Annotated in this window: 17 protein-coding genes; 12 read left to right on the top strand and 5 right to left on the bottom strand. The window is 34.3% G+C overall.

Annotated features, from left to right (window positions below):
• Positions 1 to 13: 13 nt before the first annotated feature.
• Complete coding sequence (locus OZX60_04305; protein ID WEV44664.1) at positions 14 to 589, bottom strand: TetR/AcrR family transcriptional regulator; 576 nt, start codon at positions 587 to 589, stop codon at positions 14 to 16.
• Between the two features lie 213 nt (positions 590 to 802).
• On the opposite strand from OZX60_04305, the gene OZX60_04300 reads away from it, so the two are divergent.
• On the top strand, positions 803 to 1,951 hold the full coding sequence (locus OZX60_04300) for a hypothetical protein (protein WEV44663.1): 1,149 nt from the start codon (positions 803 to 805) through the stop codon (positions 1,949 to 1,951).
• A gap of 176 nt (positions 1,952 to 2,127) precedes the next feature.
• On the opposite strand, the gene OZX60_04295 is transcribed toward OZX60_04300, so the two are convergent.
• Positions 2,128 to 2,274, bottom strand: a complete 147-nt coding sequence (locus OZX60_04295) for an HIT domain-containing protein (protein WEV45880.1) — start codon at positions 2,272 to 2,274, stop codon at positions 2,128 to 2,130.
• Positions 2,275 to 2,438: 164 nt separating this feature from the next.
• On the opposite strand from OZX60_04295, the gene OZX60_04290 reads away from it, so the two are divergent.
• Positions 2,439 to 4,418 carry a DUF262 domain-containing protein gene (locus OZX60_04290; protein WEV44662.1) on the top strand — a complete coding sequence of 660 codons (1,980 nt, stop codon included), beginning with the start codon at positions 2,439 to 2,441 and terminating at the stop codon, positions 4,416 to 4,418.
• 101 nt (positions 4,419 to 4,519) lie between these two features.
• Here OZX60_04290 and OZX60_04285 read toward each other — a convergent pair whose 3' ends face one another.
• Positions 4,520 to 5,377 carry a helix-turn-helix domain-containing protein gene (locus tag OZX60_04285; GenBank protein WEV44661.1) on the bottom strand — a complete coding sequence of 286 codons (858 nt, stop codon included), beginning with the start codon at positions 5,375 to 5,377 and terminating at the stop codon, positions 4,520 to 4,522.
• 131 nt (positions 5,378 to 5,508) lie between these two features.
• Between OZX60_04285 and OZX60_04280 the strand changes: the two genes are divergently transcribed.
• From OZX60_04280 to OZX60_04255, 6 genes are all read left to right on the top strand, one after another.
• Positions 5,509 to 6,492: a hypothetical protein gene (locus tag OZX60_04280; protein WEV44660.1), complete on the top strand. Its 984-nt coding sequence runs from the start codon at positions 5,509 to 5,511 to the stop codon at positions 6,490 to 6,492.
• On the top strand, positions 6,485 to 6,736 hold the full coding sequence (locus OZX60_04275) for a phosphopantetheine-binding protein (protein WEV44659.1): 252 nt from the start codon (positions 6,485 to 6,487) through the stop codon (positions 6,734 to 6,736). The genes OZX60_04280 and OZX60_04275 overlap by 8 nt, the downstream gene beginning before the upstream one ends.
• On the top strand, positions 6,733 to 7,983 hold the full coding sequence (locus OZX60_04270; protein WEV44658.1) for an ATP-grasp domain-containing protein: 1,251 nt from the start codon (positions 6,733 to 6,735) through the stop codon (positions 7,981 to 7,983). The genes OZX60_04275 and OZX60_04270 overlap by 4 nt, the downstream gene beginning before the upstream one ends.
• Positions 7,984 to 7,985: 2 nt before the next feature.
• Positions 7,986 to 9,203: an MFS transporter gene (locus OZX60_04265; GenBank protein ID WEV44657.1), complete on the top strand. Its 1,218-nt coding sequence runs from the start codon at positions 7,986 to 7,988 to the stop codon at positions 9,201 to 9,203.
• Positions 9,197 to 10,645 (top strand): AMP-binding protein, encoded by a 1,449-nt coding sequence (locus OZX60_04260; protein WEV44656.1) that lies wholly within the window; start codon positions 9,197 to 9,199, stop codon positions 10,643 to 10,645. The genes OZX60_04265 and OZX60_04260 overlap by 7 nt, the downstream gene beginning before the upstream one ends.
• A gap of 131 nt (positions 10,646 to 10,776) precedes the next feature.
• Positions 10,777 to 10,932, top strand: coding sequence for a hypothetical protein (locus OZX60_04255; GenBank protein WEV44655.1), 156 nt, complete (start codon positions 10,777 to 10,779; stop codon positions 10,930 to 10,932).
• Between the two features lie 34 nt (positions 10,933 to 10,966).
• Here the strand turns inward: OZX60_04255 and OZX60_04250 are convergent, their stop codons facing one another.
• The gene (locus OZX60_04250) at positions 10,967 to 11,911 is read right to left on the bottom strand and encodes a dihydroorotate oxidase (protein ID WEV44654.1); all 945 of its coding nucleotides are present in this window, start codon (positions 11,909 to 11,911) and stop codon (positions 10,967 to 10,969) included.
• 99 nt (positions 11,912 to 12,010) lie between these two features.
• Positions 12,011 to 13,108, bottom strand: a complete 1,098-nt coding sequence (locus OZX60_04245) for a nitronate monooxygenase (protein ID WEV44653.1) — start codon at positions 13,106 to 13,108, stop codon at positions 12,011 to 12,013.
• Positions 13,109 to 13,345: 237 nt separating this feature from the next.
• Here OZX60_04245 and OZX60_04240 point away from each other — a divergent pair, with 237 nt between their 5' ends.
• The 4 genes from OZX60_04240 to fabK all read left to right on the top strand — a co-directional run bounded on the left by OZX60_04240 (position 13,346) and on the right by fabK (position 16,145).
• Complete coding sequence (locus OZX60_04240) at positions 13,346 to 13,780, top strand: MarR family transcriptional regulator (GenBank protein WEV45879.1); 435 nt, start codon at positions 13,346 to 13,348, stop codon at positions 13,778 to 13,780.
• Complete coding sequence (locus OZX60_04235) at positions 13,777 to 14,757, top strand: ketoacyl-ACP synthase III (protein ID WEV44652.1); 981 nt, start codon at positions 13,777 to 13,779, stop codon at positions 14,755 to 14,757. The genes OZX60_04240 and OZX60_04235 overlap by 4 nt, the downstream gene beginning before the upstream one ends.
• Before the next feature lie 97 nt (positions 14,758 to 14,854).
• A complete protein-coding gene (locus tag OZX60_04230; protein ID WEV44651.1) occupies positions 14,855 to 15,082 on the top strand; it encodes an acyl carrier protein in 228 nt (75 codons plus the stop codon).
• A 106-nt stretch (positions 15,083 to 15,188) separates the two neighbouring features.
• Complete coding sequence (gene fabK, locus OZX60_04225; protein WEV44650.1) at positions 15,189 to 16,145, top strand: enoyl-[acyl-carrier-protein] reductase FabK; 957 nt, start codon at positions 15,189 to 15,191, stop codon at positions 16,143 to 16,145.
• The last annotated feature ends 30 nt before the right edge of the window (positions 16,146 to 16,175 follow it).

The raw sequence follows: 16,175 nt of genomic DNA, 5'->3' as shown, positions 1-16,175 counted from the left end.
TAATTAATAATATTTAGTACATCTTGATGATTATTTTTACCAATTGGTCTACAGCTTCATTTTTGTCAATCTTTTGGCGGTTTTCAAACCACCAGCGGGAAACTTGAACACTTGCTCCAAGGATTGATTGGGTGATAATTTCTTTTTGGAGGGTGGAAGTATTTTGATTGGAGAAGTCTTGGCTGATTTTTCTTCGAATATTATCTTCTAATTCCTTTGAACTTGTATGCATAATTGTTGTTAGGAGGCTATTTGACTCTACTTTTTCAACCAAAGAGGCATGCTCCTCAAGGAAGGTAAAGCCACCGGTAAAAATAATTTTAAAAAATTCATCTGGGCTGTTACTTAAATCATTTGCTGCAGCCTGATCTAGTCTTTCAAAACGAAGTTCAGCTATCATTTGATCAAAACAATCATATTTATCAGAAAAATGGTTATAAAAGGTAGCAGGCCGAGTTTGTGCCCTCTTGCATAGGGCAGTAACTGTTATTTTTTCAAAATCTAGCTCTTCAAGCATTTCTTCAAAAGCCTGAAAAATTGCAGTCTTGGTTTTTTGAATTCTTAAATCAGTAGATTTATTAGTGATCATTGTGTTAGTTTCCTTTATTAATTTTTAAAAATTAGGCTAATCTTGTAGATAAAGCGTAACAAAATAGGGTCATATGTCAATTAATTAATACCTGTCCCTAGTTAGTATCTTGAATGAGGTTGTCTCTTGTTTTATTATAGGCGGGTGCAAGTGAGTCAGACAATAAATGATTTAATTTTATATCACTAACAAAAAGTAAAAAGGAGAAATACTATGACTAACGCAAGACTAATGAATCGCCCTGAAGACTTTAAACGTTTTGGAATTAATCCAGAGAAGGTTGAACCTTGGGAAGATGGTATTAGAAATTCTGATGATATTGGTAATAATGAAGTTTGGTACTTTGATGCTAACTTAGATGATGGAAGTAAGGTTGTTGTTGCCTTTAGGACTAAGACTGTTGATGGGATGTATAAAAAAGGATTTACTCCTAACTTCAATTTGGATATAACAAGGCCTGACGGACGAACTACTCAAGAATTCGGTTTTGCGACCATCGAAGAGAGCTCTATGAGCAAGGAAAAATGTGACGTTCACTTTGGAGATAGCTACTGTACCGGGGACTTTAAAAATTACACCATTCATATAAAAACAGAGACCCTAGCTTGTGACCTTCACTACAAGGCTTTAACTGTACCCTTCCGTCACGGAACTTCAGCCATTGCCTTAGGAGATGAGGATGAGTACTTCTATACAGACTTATCAGTGCCTAAATGTCAAGTTACTGGAAGTCTTACCTATGATGGTAAAGAAGTTGAGGTTGAAGGCCAAGGCTATCATGACCATCAATGGATGAATATTACTCCGCTTAATGCCTTTCATCACTGGTTCTGGGGACGTATGTACACTGAAAAATATGTAGTCTATATCTATGATTTTGTGGCATCTCCTAAATATGATTATAAGAGAATTACTTATTTTATGGTCGCAGATAATGAAACAGGAGAATTGGTATTTGAAACCAATGGAAATGTCGAACTTGAGACTGACCTTGAAGAAATGAGTGTTGGTAAAAAATATCCTAAAACCAGCAGATATAAATTTGATAATGGATCTGACAAGGCAGAATTTACTGTCACTTGGGAGCAAATACTAGAAACACGTGATATTTACGGTGCGGCACCTAAGGATGCTGAAGAAGCTGTAGCTAGAGCTAAAAAAGCTGGCCTAACAAATATCGAACGAGTTATGGGAGGAACTAAAGAAGCCTTTGATCAACTTGGAATCATGCCTTCATACATGAGATTCTTTGCTGAAGGTGATATTAAATTAACTTTAAACGGCAAACAAACTGAAAGTTCAGGTGATATGATTTATGAATACAATTATCCTGGAACAGAAGACGAAAAAGCCGGTGTATAAAATATATAAATAAAGAAAAACACAGCTCATCGAGCTGTGTTTTTTTCTGCCACTAAAATAATCGTCACTCATCGTTTTCCTTTTCAAAGCAAAAAAATGGATTACTGACTATTTCTTTTCCAACAATTTAGTGTACTTATTTTTAATATACATAAATGGCCATAGTTAGTTTATTTTTAATAAATTATAAGCTTCCTCAGTAGAAACGAAAGAACCATCAAAATTAGGCCATGCATTAATATTGTCATTCTTTTTCTTGGTATTAAGTGAATATGAAGATGAGGAATAGATTGGCCAGCATCTTCACCGCTAGCATTTAGCAAATTAATAAACAAAATAAAGAGATTGATAATGAATAATTATTAGATGTAAAGGATTGTTGATTATAATTTTATTAAATTTTCTATTTTTGTTACAATAAGTTGGTAATAAAATTATGGTTTCAATATATATTAAAACAAGAAAGATTATGGGGGGGTGTAAGCTAATGGAAGTTTCTAAAGGATATCTTTTAAAATATTTAAAAAGTGGAAATGTAACCTTTTTTATTCCGCCTTACCAGCGAAATTATGAATGGGACTATGAACAGTGTTCGGTCTTTTTTGATGACATTTTAAAAACGGCAGAGTCAAATATATTAGGGATCACAGCTGAGCATCTTTTTGGAAGTATAGTATATGTACAAGAAGATACGCCATATGGAGAACCAGATAAACTTATTTTAACAGATGGTCAGCAGCGTATTACCACTACTATGATTTTTCTTGTTGCTCTTAGGGATATAATTGACAATGATAATTTTAAACAAATTATAGATAATAAATTTTTAATGAATCAAGACATATCTAATAATGTGGATTCTGAGTATAAGATCAAATTAAAACAGGTTGAGAGTGACTGGTCAGCTTATAAAAATATTATTACTAATGAGGAACTGACCGATGATGATAGGAATTCAGCTGTTTTTATAAATTATGAATATTTTGTAAGGAGACTAAAAGATTTAAAATCAAAAAAACCAGAATTTATTCTTGAAAATTTGATTGAAAAGGGGCTTGAAAAATTTAGTATTGTAATGATTCAGCTTGAACCTGTGAAAAATAATTGGGAAAATCCTCAAGAAGTATTTGAATCAATGAATTCTTTAGGGAAACCCCTCTCTCTTGCAGATTTAGTGAGAAATTATCTTCTTTTAGGGGAGAGTACTGAACGACAAATTTATCTTTATGAAAAATATTGGCTCTATATTGAAAAACACTTATCTGGTGAGGTTTCAAATTTCATCCGTGATTTCATGCAATTGAAAGATGAAAAGAATTTTAAAAAAGCTACACCAACAAATTTTAAAGAATTATATGCTGAATTCAAAGTTTTATTTGATGGATACTCTACTGAAAATTTTTTAAAAGAATTGAAGGTATATTCAAAATATTATGCGTACATAGTTATGGGAAAAAGTACAGGAAATGAGTATATTGATTCTAAATTGATTGATCTTCGATCAATAAATGTAACAATACTTTATTCTTTTCTACTCAGTATATTTTCTGAATGGGATAATGAATTTTTGACTGATATGGAAATTATTGAAATATTAGATGTGCTATTTATTTATTTCTTACGTAGGCGTATTATTAAGCTTACTCAAGCTGAAAACAAAGCCTTTCCTCTTCTTATAAAGAAGGTAAAGACCTTGGTTAATGAAGATGATAAAAGATTAGGCATGTTTAAAATACTAGCTAATCAAGAAAATACTCTTCGATTACCGAATGATTATGAACTGTTATCAGGTCTTGAAGTGATGAATTTCGGTGATTTCGGATATTGCAAATTTATTCTATCACTTGTTGAAGAAAGGATGACCAAATCACGTCCTTCTAAAGAAGATAAAAAACTTCAAATAGAGCACATTATGCCTCAAGTTTTAAATGAATCTTGGAAAAAAGAGCTAGGTAGTAATTACGAAGAAATTCATCAAAGGTGGTTAAATAATATTGGAAATTTGACTTTAATACGGCATAACCAAGAACTTGGTAATAAATCTTTTGAATTTAAAAGAGAGATTTATGAAAATAATTCAGGACTTCAAATCGCAAAATCTTATATTACAGATAAGAATATCTGGAATGGAGTAGCTATTAAAGAGAGAAGTAGTAAATTATCTCATTACATTGTTGATAATGTACTTCCAATTCCAGTAGATTTTAAAAGGAGGAATAATTATGTGGCTAAAAGAGGAAAATTTTCTTTTGTTGAGTTAGATTTAATTGGGGAAGTTATTAATTTTATTTCAGATAAAACATTAAAGGCAAAAGTAACAAGTGACAAAGAAGTGGAATTTGAAGGTAAAAAATATAGATTACTTCCACTAACAAAAATTCTTAATGAAAGACTTGGAATACCAGCCCCCTCTAATCAGGGTAGTCGATATTGGGAGTATGATGGTATTAGATTGTCTGATGTCTGATAGTTGATAATACTACCACTATGGTTTAGTTTGATGAATTGTATAATTTAAAAAAATAAATAAAGAAAAACACAGCCCATTGAGCTGTGTTTTTCTTATTTTTAATGGGTTAGTTCAATCCTATTTTCAACATTCTTTAAATAGTGTTTTAAATAAACCTTGAGGAGGGAATCCTTGTTGAGGTATCTAAGGATTTTTAGGGAACGAACCATATTTTTCTTACCGGATAAGGATCCTGTTTTAAAGTTTAAATAACCTCTTGCATACATAAAAATCGTATCTTCATACAGGTAGTTTTCGCTTTTTAAGAGCTCTCTTAAATTTCTGATTAAAAACTTTGAATTGCCAAAAAAGCCAAGATCAATACTTATCATTAAAGTATTAATAGCCAATTGAATAATCAGGAGTTTGTTTGCTTGATTGGAAGTAAAATCAGAAGAATCTGTTATCAGCTCCTTGGTCAATAAATACAGGGTGTTGTAGTTGATGATAGAAGCAGAGTCGTTAAGGAGGTTGATTTCGAAATTACCCCATAAATCAATGTCAAATAGATAATCTGTCAAAAGATTAATCTCTTTTTGCGAGGGTTTTGAGCTTTGGTTTAAGGAGTAAATCATGACCTTAATCATTACTTTCTCTAGTTGATTGGAATGGGTGTCTTCTAGTGTTTGGAGGATGCCCTCAAGTTGCTTTAAGTCCTTATTAATATGGATTCTTTGAAGATTAACTGTTGAAGGTAATTTATTTGATTTTTGTAGATTGTGAAAGCCTATAAATTCATCTAATCCGATATTTAAAACATCCAGAATTTTAATAAATCTCGAGCAAGAAATTTCTGATTCCCCGCGTTCAAATCTTGATATCTGGGACTTTGAAAGTCCACAAACCTCAAGCTGACAAATACTTACATTTTTTCCTCTTCTTATTTTTCTGAGGGTTCTTCCAAAATCTGATTTCATAAAATTCCCACTTTCACAACAAATTAAAGTCTAACTTGATAATTATTATACAATATTAACTAGAGAAAGGAAAAATTATCATAAAATATTTTGAAAATATGGAAAAGTTTAGGGAATTAAGGGGTTGAAAAATGGAACTTACTGATTTAGAACACGAGGATAGTCTTGCTTATGTTTGTTATGACCGAACAATGTTTCATTATCTGGAGAGAATCCAAAAATTTTCTTTGTTTAAAATTCTTTTTATGGATAGATATCTAGGTTTTGATCTTTTAAGCGGAAATGAGCCTATCATTCCTTTAAATTCAAATGGTTTTGATAGATTAAAAAAAGAGTTTGAAGAAGAAATTACTTGTTCAGAAATAACTTTGGAAAATACCTTGAAGAATAAGTTTCGTGAAGGTTGTACGGCCTATGCCATGCTTGCTAATAATCATAAGGATGGGTCAATCTATTTTACTAGCACTTTGATTGAAGATATTAAAGGAAATCAAGTATTTTTGACTAAGACAAATGAAACTAATCGGAATTTAAAAGTCCCTTTTACCTTGGAGGATTTTAAATTGAAATTCGGACCTGAAGAGTTAAAGGATTTTAATCTCGTTTTCCTTAATGCTTCGAAGATTAATCTCTTTTTAGAAAGAATCACTTGGGCTAATATTTTCGAAAAAATTATGTTTGGGAAATATGCTTATACTTGTAAAAATGGAAATTTGTACCAAAATGGGCAAATAGTTGAGCCAAGTAGACTAGCCTTAGATGGACTTTATGAATACTATAGGGATAGACGGTCAAAAATATTTGATGAAGGTCTGGCAAAGAGTGATCAACTTAGGATGTATAAACACATAGCCAATAAAATTGAACCTATTTTGAACTGTTGGGAGGAGGTATTTTCTTTTTATGGGGCAGAAATTGAAAGTACTAAACAAATCAATCATGTGAGAAATGACTTAAAAGAACTTTTTAAGTGGTTTAGTTTTTTAAATGCTAGGCAGTCACCTTCCATATATGATAAATATTTAGTCAGCTTGAAAAATCTTGGGAATAGTTACGCACTTTTACAGAAGTCAATTCATGCTTTTGTTTTAAAAGAAGGAGAAAAGAATGGTTAAGGAAATTTTTAGGGGTTTTTTAAGTGAGGCTACTATTGAAGATATAAAGGAAAACCAAGAAACTTATGAACAAACTCCCATAAAAAATCTGGGAATTGATAGTCTAGCTACCATGGATCTTGTGTTACGGATTGAAGATCTTGTAGGTAGGGAATTTGATTATGATATCTTTGATATTGATGACGTTTCTACTGTAGGTAGGGTCATCAAACTTTATGAAGATTTTAAGGGGGATCAAAAATGAAGGAGGTTTTGATTCTAACAGAAAGTACAAGCGTTCCCTTTATCGCTAAAGAAGTTATGGACTTAAATTACCAACCAATTTTTATATATTCTTTGGATAACTGGGATATTGATGAATCTTATACTTATGAAACTATTGATTTTTCAGCAAGTAGCCAGGAGATATTTGATTTTCTAGCAAATAAATATAGAAACGTTAGAGGGATTGTTAATTGTATTGAACAATTGACCTATAAAATGGCTGAAATTGCTGAAAAATTTGGAGTAGCCATTAATGATAAATATTCCTATCTTTTATTGAGGGACAAGGGGCTTATGAAGGCTAAGTGGGAAGAGGAAAATGTACCTACCCCAAAATTTTACGGTGTATTTACTAATTCTGATATTAGTCACTTAGATTTGACCTTTCCTTTAATTGTAAAACCAGTTTTTGGAGCTGCAAGTGCTGGGGTTAGAGAAGTCCATAACATGGAAGATTTGAAAAAGCAGATTAGAAATATTTTAAGATTTAATTTGACAAGTTTAGGGCAAGAGAAAAAGGGAAAATCAGGCTTTATAATTGAACAATTAGTAGGTGGTAAAGAATATTCGGTTGATACTATTTGGATTGACGGCAAGCCTATTTTAAGCGGGATTTTAAGTAAGGGAACCCCAGTTGGCCCAAATTTTCCAGACAGAATTTACTATACTGATTCAGATTTATCTGAGGAGATAAGAAAAAGAATCCTTCAGACCAGTTACGATGGGGTAAGGGCGTGTGGCGTAAAAAATGGATGCACTCATACGGAGCTTAGAGTCATGGATGAAACCCCTTATATAATTGAAGCGGCCTTAAGACCAGGGGCAGGGGGAGCCCTATATAGGATTTTAAGTGATGCGCTAGGAATCAGTTTTTATAATTACCTAGTAGCTGCTAGTATTCCTGAATGTCAGCAGTCAGTTAATCATTTAAAAAATCCCAGTCCCAGTCCCATCCACCGTAAATTTTGGTACAATGCGGGCTATCAAGGCTTTGGAAAAATTAAATCCTTAGAGGTTGAAGAAGGTTTTCTAGAGGGAAATTCTAATATCACTAGTGTTACTTTTAGAAAGGATGTAGGAGCTTATTTGCCAAAGGAAGGGGATTCTTTGTCCTATCTAGCTTGGCTGATAGGTGATCTGCCTGACCATATTAAAAGTGAAAGTGATTTGACAGATTATATGAAATTTATGGATCAAAATATCCTACTCTCTTTTGAAGGAGAATAATTATGTTCACTAAAAATCCAAAAGCTGTTATACCAGCAGGTATGCTTATCTCAAACATTGGTAATGGGATGTACACCTTATCCATCGGTATTCTTCTTTATAACCATACAGGAAAGACATCAAGTTTTGCCCTTATTGTTGTTTTACAGGCTGTTTTATCATTTCTTACTCAATCTTTTGCAAGTGTTGTGAGTGACAAGGGTTTCGCTCAAGTTTCAGCCGTTCTAGCAGAATTTCTAAGAGGGTCTTTAATTTTGATTTTTGGTATCTTGTCTTATTTTACCAGTCCAAACCTTCTTATTATCTTAGCTGCCCTCTTAAGTTTCTTTCAACCCTTTTATAGGACATCTGTCTTTGTAATAGCACCCCTAATAGCATCCGGTAGTGATTTAGCCAAATATAATGCCAGAGTTTCAGCCTTCCAGCAAATTGGTCAGCTGGTTGGAGCAGGGGTTGCTGGTTTTATCATCTCCTTCCTATCTCCCTACGGTGCTATTTTTGTCAATGGGTTATCCTATTTGGTTTCAGCCTATACCATGCATATGGTAACCATACCAACACAAGATACTAAGGTTTTTGATTTTCTAAAGTCCCTTCATCATTTTAAAATTTCAATGGTCTTAAATGATTGGAAGACTTTATTTAATCATTTGAGCTTGCAAAAATCTCTCTTTTTCCTGGCATTTTTTGGGGTCATTGATGCTGTGATTGCAAACTATATAAATATTTTATATGCTCCGATGCTTACTTATTTTAATGCCCAAAATTACTGGCTATCCATTTGGGACGGGTTATTTGCTGTGGGGGCAATAGTAGGAGTTGAAATTTTTGGTCGCTTAAATAAATTTCATGAAAATATTCTTCTTTCAATGTTTGCTTTAACAATGGAGCTCGCTTGCTTTTTAATCCTATCAATTAGTAGCCTGCAAATGGTAGCGCCAGTCATGCTTATTCTAGGGCTAAATAATAGCCTCTCTTCAGCAAGTTTCAATTTAACCCTACAAACAGCTGCTAGACAAGAGTTTTTAGGTAAAATATCTGGCTTAAGGCAGATGAGTATCTCACTTTCAACTGTTTTAATCATTCCCCTTTTAAGTAGTGGTTTAAATAAATCATTTAAGCTTGGAAACTCCTACATGGCATTTGTAATCTGCTTTGTCATTTGTGCTTCCTTTGGATGCTTAAAAAGATATATGAAAATGGGTAATAAGATTTGTTAAAAAAATATATTTTAAAAAGTTTTAATCTGTATGCTTCTAAGCTTGCTGTAAAAGATGAAAAAAATCAACTGACCTATAAAGAACTTAAGGATTTAATAGTGGTAAACATGATATCACTACAGGATTCTAAGCTAGCAGGTATTTTGACAGGACATAATGTTTACGGGTTAGGAGCAGAACTTTTATGCCTTTACAGTGATACTGTTTTTGTACCTATTGTTGATAATTTACCCCTAAAAAGAATTTGTCAGATGATTAAAATATCAAAGATTGATACATTGATAGTAACCAGTGAAAATACTGATTTAATAAATGAGCTAAAACTTATATTCCCTAAGATGAAAATTGTATTTTTAAAGGGAAATGCTAGGGAGAATGACCGAGATAATTTTTTAGATGAGCAAATAGATATCTCTAACGAGTCTTGTGATACCATGTATCATCTTTATACATCTGGCACAACAGGAATCCCCAAAGCAGTAATTCAAGGAAAAAAGGCAGTCTATCATTTTGCTAAAGAATATATAAATAATCTATCAATATCTGGGAAAGATAATTTAACACTTTTTTCAAGCCTAGCCCATGATGCATCAATAGTCGATATTTATTCCTCTCTTTTGGCTGGTGCTAGTCTTTTTATGGTTGATGTCACAAATCCTATAAGAATAAAAAGTTTAAACAGATGGTTAATTAATAATAGTATTACCGTTTGGCATAGTGTACCAACATTGTTTAGGAGTTATTTTAGGTTGTCGCAAGAAGTAGCAGGTACCCAGCTTAGACTTATGGTATTTGGAGGAGAAGTTCTTTTAGAGTCTGATTTTTCAAGGGCTCAGGAAAGATTTCCAGTCTTAAAAGTCTATTCTTTGTATGGACAAACCGAACACTCTTATAGCTCAGGGCTTTTTATTAATAATACAGGAGATATTGGAAAAATCGGTACCCCAATAAATAAGGTTAACCTTAAATTTGAATTTTTAAAGGCCAATAATTATAGTTTGATTTTAGAGTCTCCCTATATTTTTAAGGGTTATCTTACAGAGGATGGTCTTATAAAAAATTTCACAGATTATTTTGAGACAGGAGATCTTGTTGATGCTCCAAATAAGGCTTCTTATTATTTAGGACGAAAAGATAGGGAAGTTAAAATTAGAGGTTATAGGGTTAATTTGACAGAGATTGAATCTTTAGTGCTTAAGCAGTTTTTACAGATTGATATTTGGCTACTTCCCCTAAAAATTCATGACACTCATAAATTAATAGCTGTCTATAAGGGTAGCAAGTTAGACCTTTATGAAATTAACGAGCTTATAAGCGAGAATCTTCCTTCCTATAATCTAATAAGTAAACTTCTTTTTTTAGAAGAAGAGTTTCCAAGAACAATTACAGGTAAAAGGGATTTAGTAGCTCTTGAACGGCTTCTTTTTCAAAGATACCTATAATTAACCAATCATTTATTCCAAGAAAGCCTTTTAATCCTACAGACGAATGCTTAGAAAAGTGGTAGAATAAGGTGAAATAAATGAAATGAGTCTCCTAAAATTTTTAAGGGAGTCTTGAATAGAGGTAAGGTATGACAGAAGTTACAAGTAAAAAAGAATTAACAACCAAGGAAAAAATGGCTGAAATCATTAAGAATAAACAGGGTGGTGGTAGATCAAAGACAATGCCAGCTCCTAAAAATGCTCGCACAAATATGAGAAAAGGTCCAAAAATATTTAATAAATAAAAAAAGTACCCCATCAGGTACTTTTTATTTTAGCTTAATCCAAGGTCTTAAGTTTTCCTTTGAAATCATCAATTGACTCATATCCTTTAGCTTCAAGGATTTCAAGAAGTTCTTGGTTCAGGCGGTCAAACACACCGAGTCCTTCTTTTTGAAGCTGAGTTCCAACTTGTAGCATAGAAGCTCCACAAAGGAGGTGTTCATAGGCATCACGACCACTTATAATCCCACCTGTCCCAATGATTTCAATACTTGGGTTTAGACGTTGTTTAAGGGCGCGGACATTAGCAAGAGCTGTAGGTTTGATATATTCGCCTCCAATTCCTCCGAAACCACCCTTTGGTTTGATGACAACAGTGTCTGTTTTTTCATCGATATAAAGTCCATTACCAATTGAATTAACGCAGTTAACAAATTTTAAGTCAAATTGGTTAAGGACGCTAGCAATTTTATCAAAGTGCATGATGTCAAAGTAAGGGGGAAGTTTAACTCCAAAAGGTTTTGTATAGAAGGCAAAAATTTCCTTAAGAAGTTTTTCAGTATCCTCAAAATCATAGGCCATTTGAGGTTTTCCAGGAACATTTGGACAAGATAGGTTAAGTTCAACCAGACCTGTGTATTCACTATCTTGAATTGTTCTCATGTTTTCAACATACTCATCAAATCCCTTGTAAGAGGCAACACTCATAACAAAGGGTGAGTCTGGATAAGCTTCTTGCCTTTTAATGGCATAATCTAGGTAGTAGTCAAGCCCCTTGTTGGGAAGACCCATTGAATTAATACTTCCAAGATCCAAATTAACATAACGAGGTTCTGGATTTCCAAGACGAGCTTCTTGGGTAGCTGATTTAGTAACAAAAGATCCAGCTGATGATTCTGCCAGCTGATCTAGTTCTAAGGTATCCATACAGTGAACTCCAGAAGCGTTCATAAAAGGATTTTTATAAGTGTGTCCATAAAAACTTGCTCTTAAATTTGCCATTATCTTCTCCATTAAAGTTATTTACAAGTCTAATTTTAGCAAAATCCTGAACAATAAAAAAGCTGAAAAAGAAAAAAGATAGGAAAAACCTATCTTTTTCTATCCCTTAAGTTCGTCAAAAATTGCCTTAACCGTTGTAATCTCGTTAATTCGGTAACCATTTGAACCTGAGAAGATAAGCCCCATATCCGTATTATGTTCTACAGAGTTGAGAAGAGCCTCACTGATACAGTAAGGAATAGTCTTCCTATCACATAATTTCTTCTGGAGGCAGTTTAGGCAGCCGGCAATTGGAATAATAGGAGTTTTAGGGTCCTCCTGAGCCTTATAGGCCGGAGCACCTTTAGTAATTATTTCGGTAAATTTATTGTCAATTGCTCGACCAGGTAGGCCAACCGGTGATGTAGTCAGGTGAATGTCATCTTCCGTTGCATTAAGGAAGCGGGCCTTAAAGTCATCTGGTGCATCACATTCTTCAGTTCCGATAAAACGAGTTGCCATCTGAACTCCAGAACATCCAAGGTTTAGGTAGTGGTCGATGTCGCTTCGGCTCCAAACACCACCTGCGAAGATAACAGGGATTGATTGATTGAATTTTTCTTCGTACTCACGAACATGTTCGATGATTTTTACAATCTCGTCATCCATAGTAAGGATGGCTTCCTCAATTTGATCAGCCTTGAATCCAAGATGTCCTCCAGCTTTAGGTCCTTCAATAACGATGAAGTCAGCTGTACGGTCATATTTTTTAGCCCAGTTACGAAGAATAATCTTTGCGGCCTTAACAGATGATACGATTGGTGCAATCTTAGTCTTAGCATTACCTACAAGTTCTGGCAGGTTCATTGGGAGACCAGCTCCTGAAATAATCACATCAGCCCCAGCTTCAACAGTTGCTTTTACTACGTCATCGTAGCGGAAACTTGCTACCATAACGTTAAATCCAAGGATTCCTCCCTGAGCAAAACTACGTGCCTTGTCAAGCTGAGTTTTAATGGCTTTGAGGTTGGTTCTAACTGAAGAACGTTTGAATCCTTCTTCCTGGTAACCAATTTGTGCTGTTGAAAGGATTCCGATTCCTCCTTGGGCAGCAACAGATCCTGCAAGTCGGTTTAGGGAAATCCCAATCCCCATCCCACCTTGTATGATTGGGATTTTAGCGGTTAAATCGCCTATTTTTAATTCTGGTAGTTTCATTTTTCTTCCTTATTTAAAATTGTAAAATTATTTGATGGTTTTGCCAAGTGAATGAAATAAACCACACAGCCTATTTTAACAAACTTTATTTGAATGTCAAAGTTTGATTATCAAATCTTTTGATAATCAAATTAATTTTTAGGAGCTGTTGACAGCCCAAATACATATTGATATAATTTGATGGTCAAATAATTTGATAATCAAAATTATAATAAATAAAGGAGATTGTGTTTGGCTATAGATTACACAAAAATTAATAAGTATCTTACGCACATTTTCAATAATGTTTTAATTATTGAAGAGGCAAGCCTACAATCATCACAATTTTCAGATGTTTCAATTAAGGAAATGCATACCATCGATAGTATCGGTGAGGCAAAAATAACAACGCCAAGTGATATTGCAAAAGATTTAATGATAACAGTGGGAACTGTAACTGTATCTTTAAATCGATTGGAAAAAAAGGGATATGTCGAACGTTATCGCAGTCAAAGTGACAGACGTGTAGTTAACGTATCTTTGACAAGCCGAGGAAGATTACTTTACCGTTTGCACCGAAAGTTCCACAGGGAGATGGTAAAACGTTTGGTCGCTGGATTGTCAGATGATTCTGTAAAAATCCTCCAAACTGGTTTAGAAAATCTCAATACGTTTTTAGAGGAGATAAAATGACCTTTGCAAAAATAATAGGTGCAGCCCATTACGCACCAGATCAGGTTGTTAGTAACGATGACCTAGGGAAAATCATGGAGACATCTGATGAATGGATTGCAAGTAGAACCGGAATCAGAAAACGCCATATTTCAAAGGATGAAAATACCTCTGATTTGGCAGCGGAAGTTGCTAGAAGGTTGTTAGAAAAGTCTTTGCTTGAAGCCGAAGATCTTGATTTCATCATTGTTGCAACTATCTCACCAGACGGTAACATGCCGAGCACAGCTTCACTTGTTCAAGCAAAAGTTGGAGCAGTGAATGCCTTTGCTTTTGATCTTACAGCGGCTTGTAGCGGTTTTGTTTATGCACTAGCCCTTGCTGATAAGTTAATAGCAAGTGGAAGCTACCAAAAAGGAATTGTTATTGGGGCAGAAGTCCTTTCAAAGGTTGTTGACTGGTCAGACAGGACAACAAGTGTTCTCTTTGGTGATGGAGCTGGCGGAGTTTTACTTGAGGCAGGTTCTACTGAACCTCTAATCATGGCTGAGTCCTTGAAATCTGATGGGGACCGGGCGATGAGCCTTACCAGTAATTTAACTGGTCCTAGGTCACCTTTTTCATCTGAAAATGACGCAGATGATTTATTTTTAAGAATGGATGGTCGAGCTATCTTTGACTTTGCAGTTAGAGATGTGCCAAAAAATATAGATGCAAGCTTACAAAAAGCTAACCTTTCAGGTGATGATATTGATTATTTCCTGATGCATCAAGCTAACTCAAGGATTTTAGATAAACTTGCCCGTAAGGTAAAAGTTGACCGTCAAAAATTCCTACAGAACATGCAGGATTATGGTAATACAAGTGCAGCCAGCATCCCCATCTTACTGTCAGAATCAATTGAAAATGGTACCATTAAATTAGATGGTAGCCAAAAGATTGTTATGACTGGTTTTGGTGGAGGCTTGACATGGGGAACACTTGTTGTTAAAATTTAGGCTATATTATTTAAAATATATTGAAAATGTATTTATTGTTTGCAGTTAAATTCATATTTTAAAAATATATACATAAAAAGAAAATGGAGAATTAATCATGGCAGTATTTGAAAAAGTTCAAGAAATTATCGTTGAAGAATTAGGGAAAGACGCAAGCGAAATCACATTAGAAACAACATTTGATTCACTTGACGCTGACTCACTTGATATCTTCCAAATTATTAACGAAATTGAAGATGAATACGATATCGCTATTGAAACTGAAGATGGTTTAAATACAGTTGGTGATTTAGTAGCATTCGTAGACGAAAAAATTGCTGAATAATATAAAATTCTGAGAGCGTGCGAACGTTCTCAAAATTTTTATACCTATAGTTTGATAATCAAACTATTTAATTAAAGATAATAAAAATAAAAAAATATAATATATTATGGAAACTAAAATTACTGAATTATTAAACATTGAATATCCAATCTTCCAGGGCGGAATGGCCTGGGTTGCTGATGGAGATTTAGCTGGTGCCGTATCTAAGGCAGGGGGCTTTGGAATTATCGGTGGTGGTAATGCACCTAAAGATATCATCAAGGGACATATCAGACGTATTCGTGAGATTACAGATAAGCCTTTTGGTGTTAATATCATGCTCCACTCACCATTTGTTGATGAAATTGTGGACCTTGTGATTGAAGAGGGTGTGAAGGTTGTAACGACTGGAGCTGGTTCACCTAAGAAATACATGGAACGCTTTAAAGAAGCTGGAATGATTGTTATTCCAGTAGTTGCAAGTGTTGCCCAGGCAAAATCAATGGCAAGAATTGGTGTTGACGCCATTGTTGCTGAAGGTATGGAAGCTGGTGGTCACATCGGTCAATTAACAACCATGACCCTGGTTCGTCAGGTAACCGACGCAGTTGATTTACCTGTTATTGCAGCAGGTGGGATTGCTGACGGTAAAGGAATGGCAGCAGCCTTCATGTTAGGAGCTGAAGCTGTTCAACTTGGAACTCGTTTCATCGTTGCCAAGGAGTCAAATGCCCACCAAAACTATAAAGATAAGGTTTTGAAGGCCAAAGACATTTCGACTGTTATTTCAGCAAGTCATTTTGGTCATGCTGTGCGTGCCATCAAAAACCAATTAACTAAAGACTTTGAGGCAGCTGAACTTGCAGCCTTCAAACAAGAAAATCCAGACTTATCAGTATTTGAAGAAATGGGAGCTGGGAAACTTCCAGCATCTGTAATTCACGGAGATGTTGATAATGGTTCAGTTATGGCTGGACAAATAGCTGGTCTTGTTCGTAAGGAAGAAACTGTTGAGGAAATCATTTTAGATTTATATCAAGGTTTCCAAGCTGAAATAAAAGCAGCTGCTAAGTGGATTGACTAAGTCAACAAGTAAAGTAACAAAATTAAGGTC

Source organism: Streptococcaceae bacterium ESL0687 (assembly GCA_029392475.1).
GTDB lineage: Bacteria > Bacillota > Bacilli > Lactobacillales > Streptococcaceae > Floricoccus.
Note: the sequence above shows the minus strand (reverse complement) of the source record. Positions and strands in the feature narration are given on the sequence as shown.

What these genes read in the sequence shown, in the direction of transcription:
- OZX60_04305 (WEV44664.1), bottom strand. Translation starts at nt 589, where the DNA reads ATGATCACTAATAAATCTACTGATTTAAGAATTCAAAAAACCAAGACT.
- OZX60_04300 (WEV44663.1), top strand. Translation starts at nt 803, where the DNA reads ATGACTAACGCAAGACTAATGAATCGCCCTGAAGACTTTAAACGTTTT.
- OZX60_04290 (WEV44662.1), top strand. Translation starts at nt 2,439, where the DNA reads ATGGAAGTTTCTAAAGGATATCTTTTAAAATATTTAAAAAGTGGAAAT.
- OZX60_04285 (WEV44661.1), bottom strand. Translation starts at nt 5,377, where the DNA reads ATGAAATCAGATTTTGGAAGAACCCTCAGAAAAATAAGAAGAGGAAAA.
- OZX60_04280 (WEV44660.1), top strand. Translation starts at nt 5,509, where the DNA reads ATGGAACTTACTGATTTAGAACACGAGGATAGTCTTGCTTATGTTTGT.
- OZX60_04275 (WEV44659.1), top strand. Translation starts at nt 6,485, where the DNA reads ATGGTTAAGGAAATTTTTAGGGGTTTTTTAAGTGAGGCTACTATTGAA.
- OZX60_04270 (WEV44658.1), top strand. Translation starts at nt 6,733, where the DNA reads ATGAAGGAGGTTTTGATTCTAACAGAAAGTACAAGCGTTCCCTTTATC.
- OZX60_04265 (WEV44657.1), top strand. Translation starts at nt 7,986, where the DNA reads ATGTTCACTAAAAATCCAAAAGCTGTTATACCAGCAGGTATGCTTATC.
- OZX60_04255 (WEV44655.1), top strand. Translation starts at nt 10,777, where the DNA reads ATGACAGAAGTTACAAGTAAAAAAGAATTAACAACCAAGGAAAAAATG.
- OZX60_04250 (WEV44654.1), bottom strand. Translation starts at nt 11,911, where the DNA reads ATGGCAAATTTAAGAGCAAGTTTTTATGGACACACTTATAAAAATCCT.
- OZX60_04245 (WEV44653.1), bottom strand. Translation starts at nt 13,108, where the DNA reads ATGAAACTACCAGAATTAAAAATAGGCGATTTAACCGCTAAAATCCCA.
- OZX60_04235 (WEV44652.1), top strand. Translation starts at nt 13,777, where the DNA reads ATGACCTTTGCAAAAATAATAGGTGCAGCCCATTACGCACCAGATCAG.
- OZX60_04230 (WEV44651.1), top strand. Translation starts at nt 14,855, where the DNA reads ATGGCAGTATTTGAAAAAGTTCAAGAAATTATCGTTGAAGAATTAGGG.
- fabK (WEV44650.1), top strand. Translation starts at nt 15,189, where the DNA reads ATGGAAACTAAAATTACTGAATTATTAAACATTGAATATCCAATCTTC.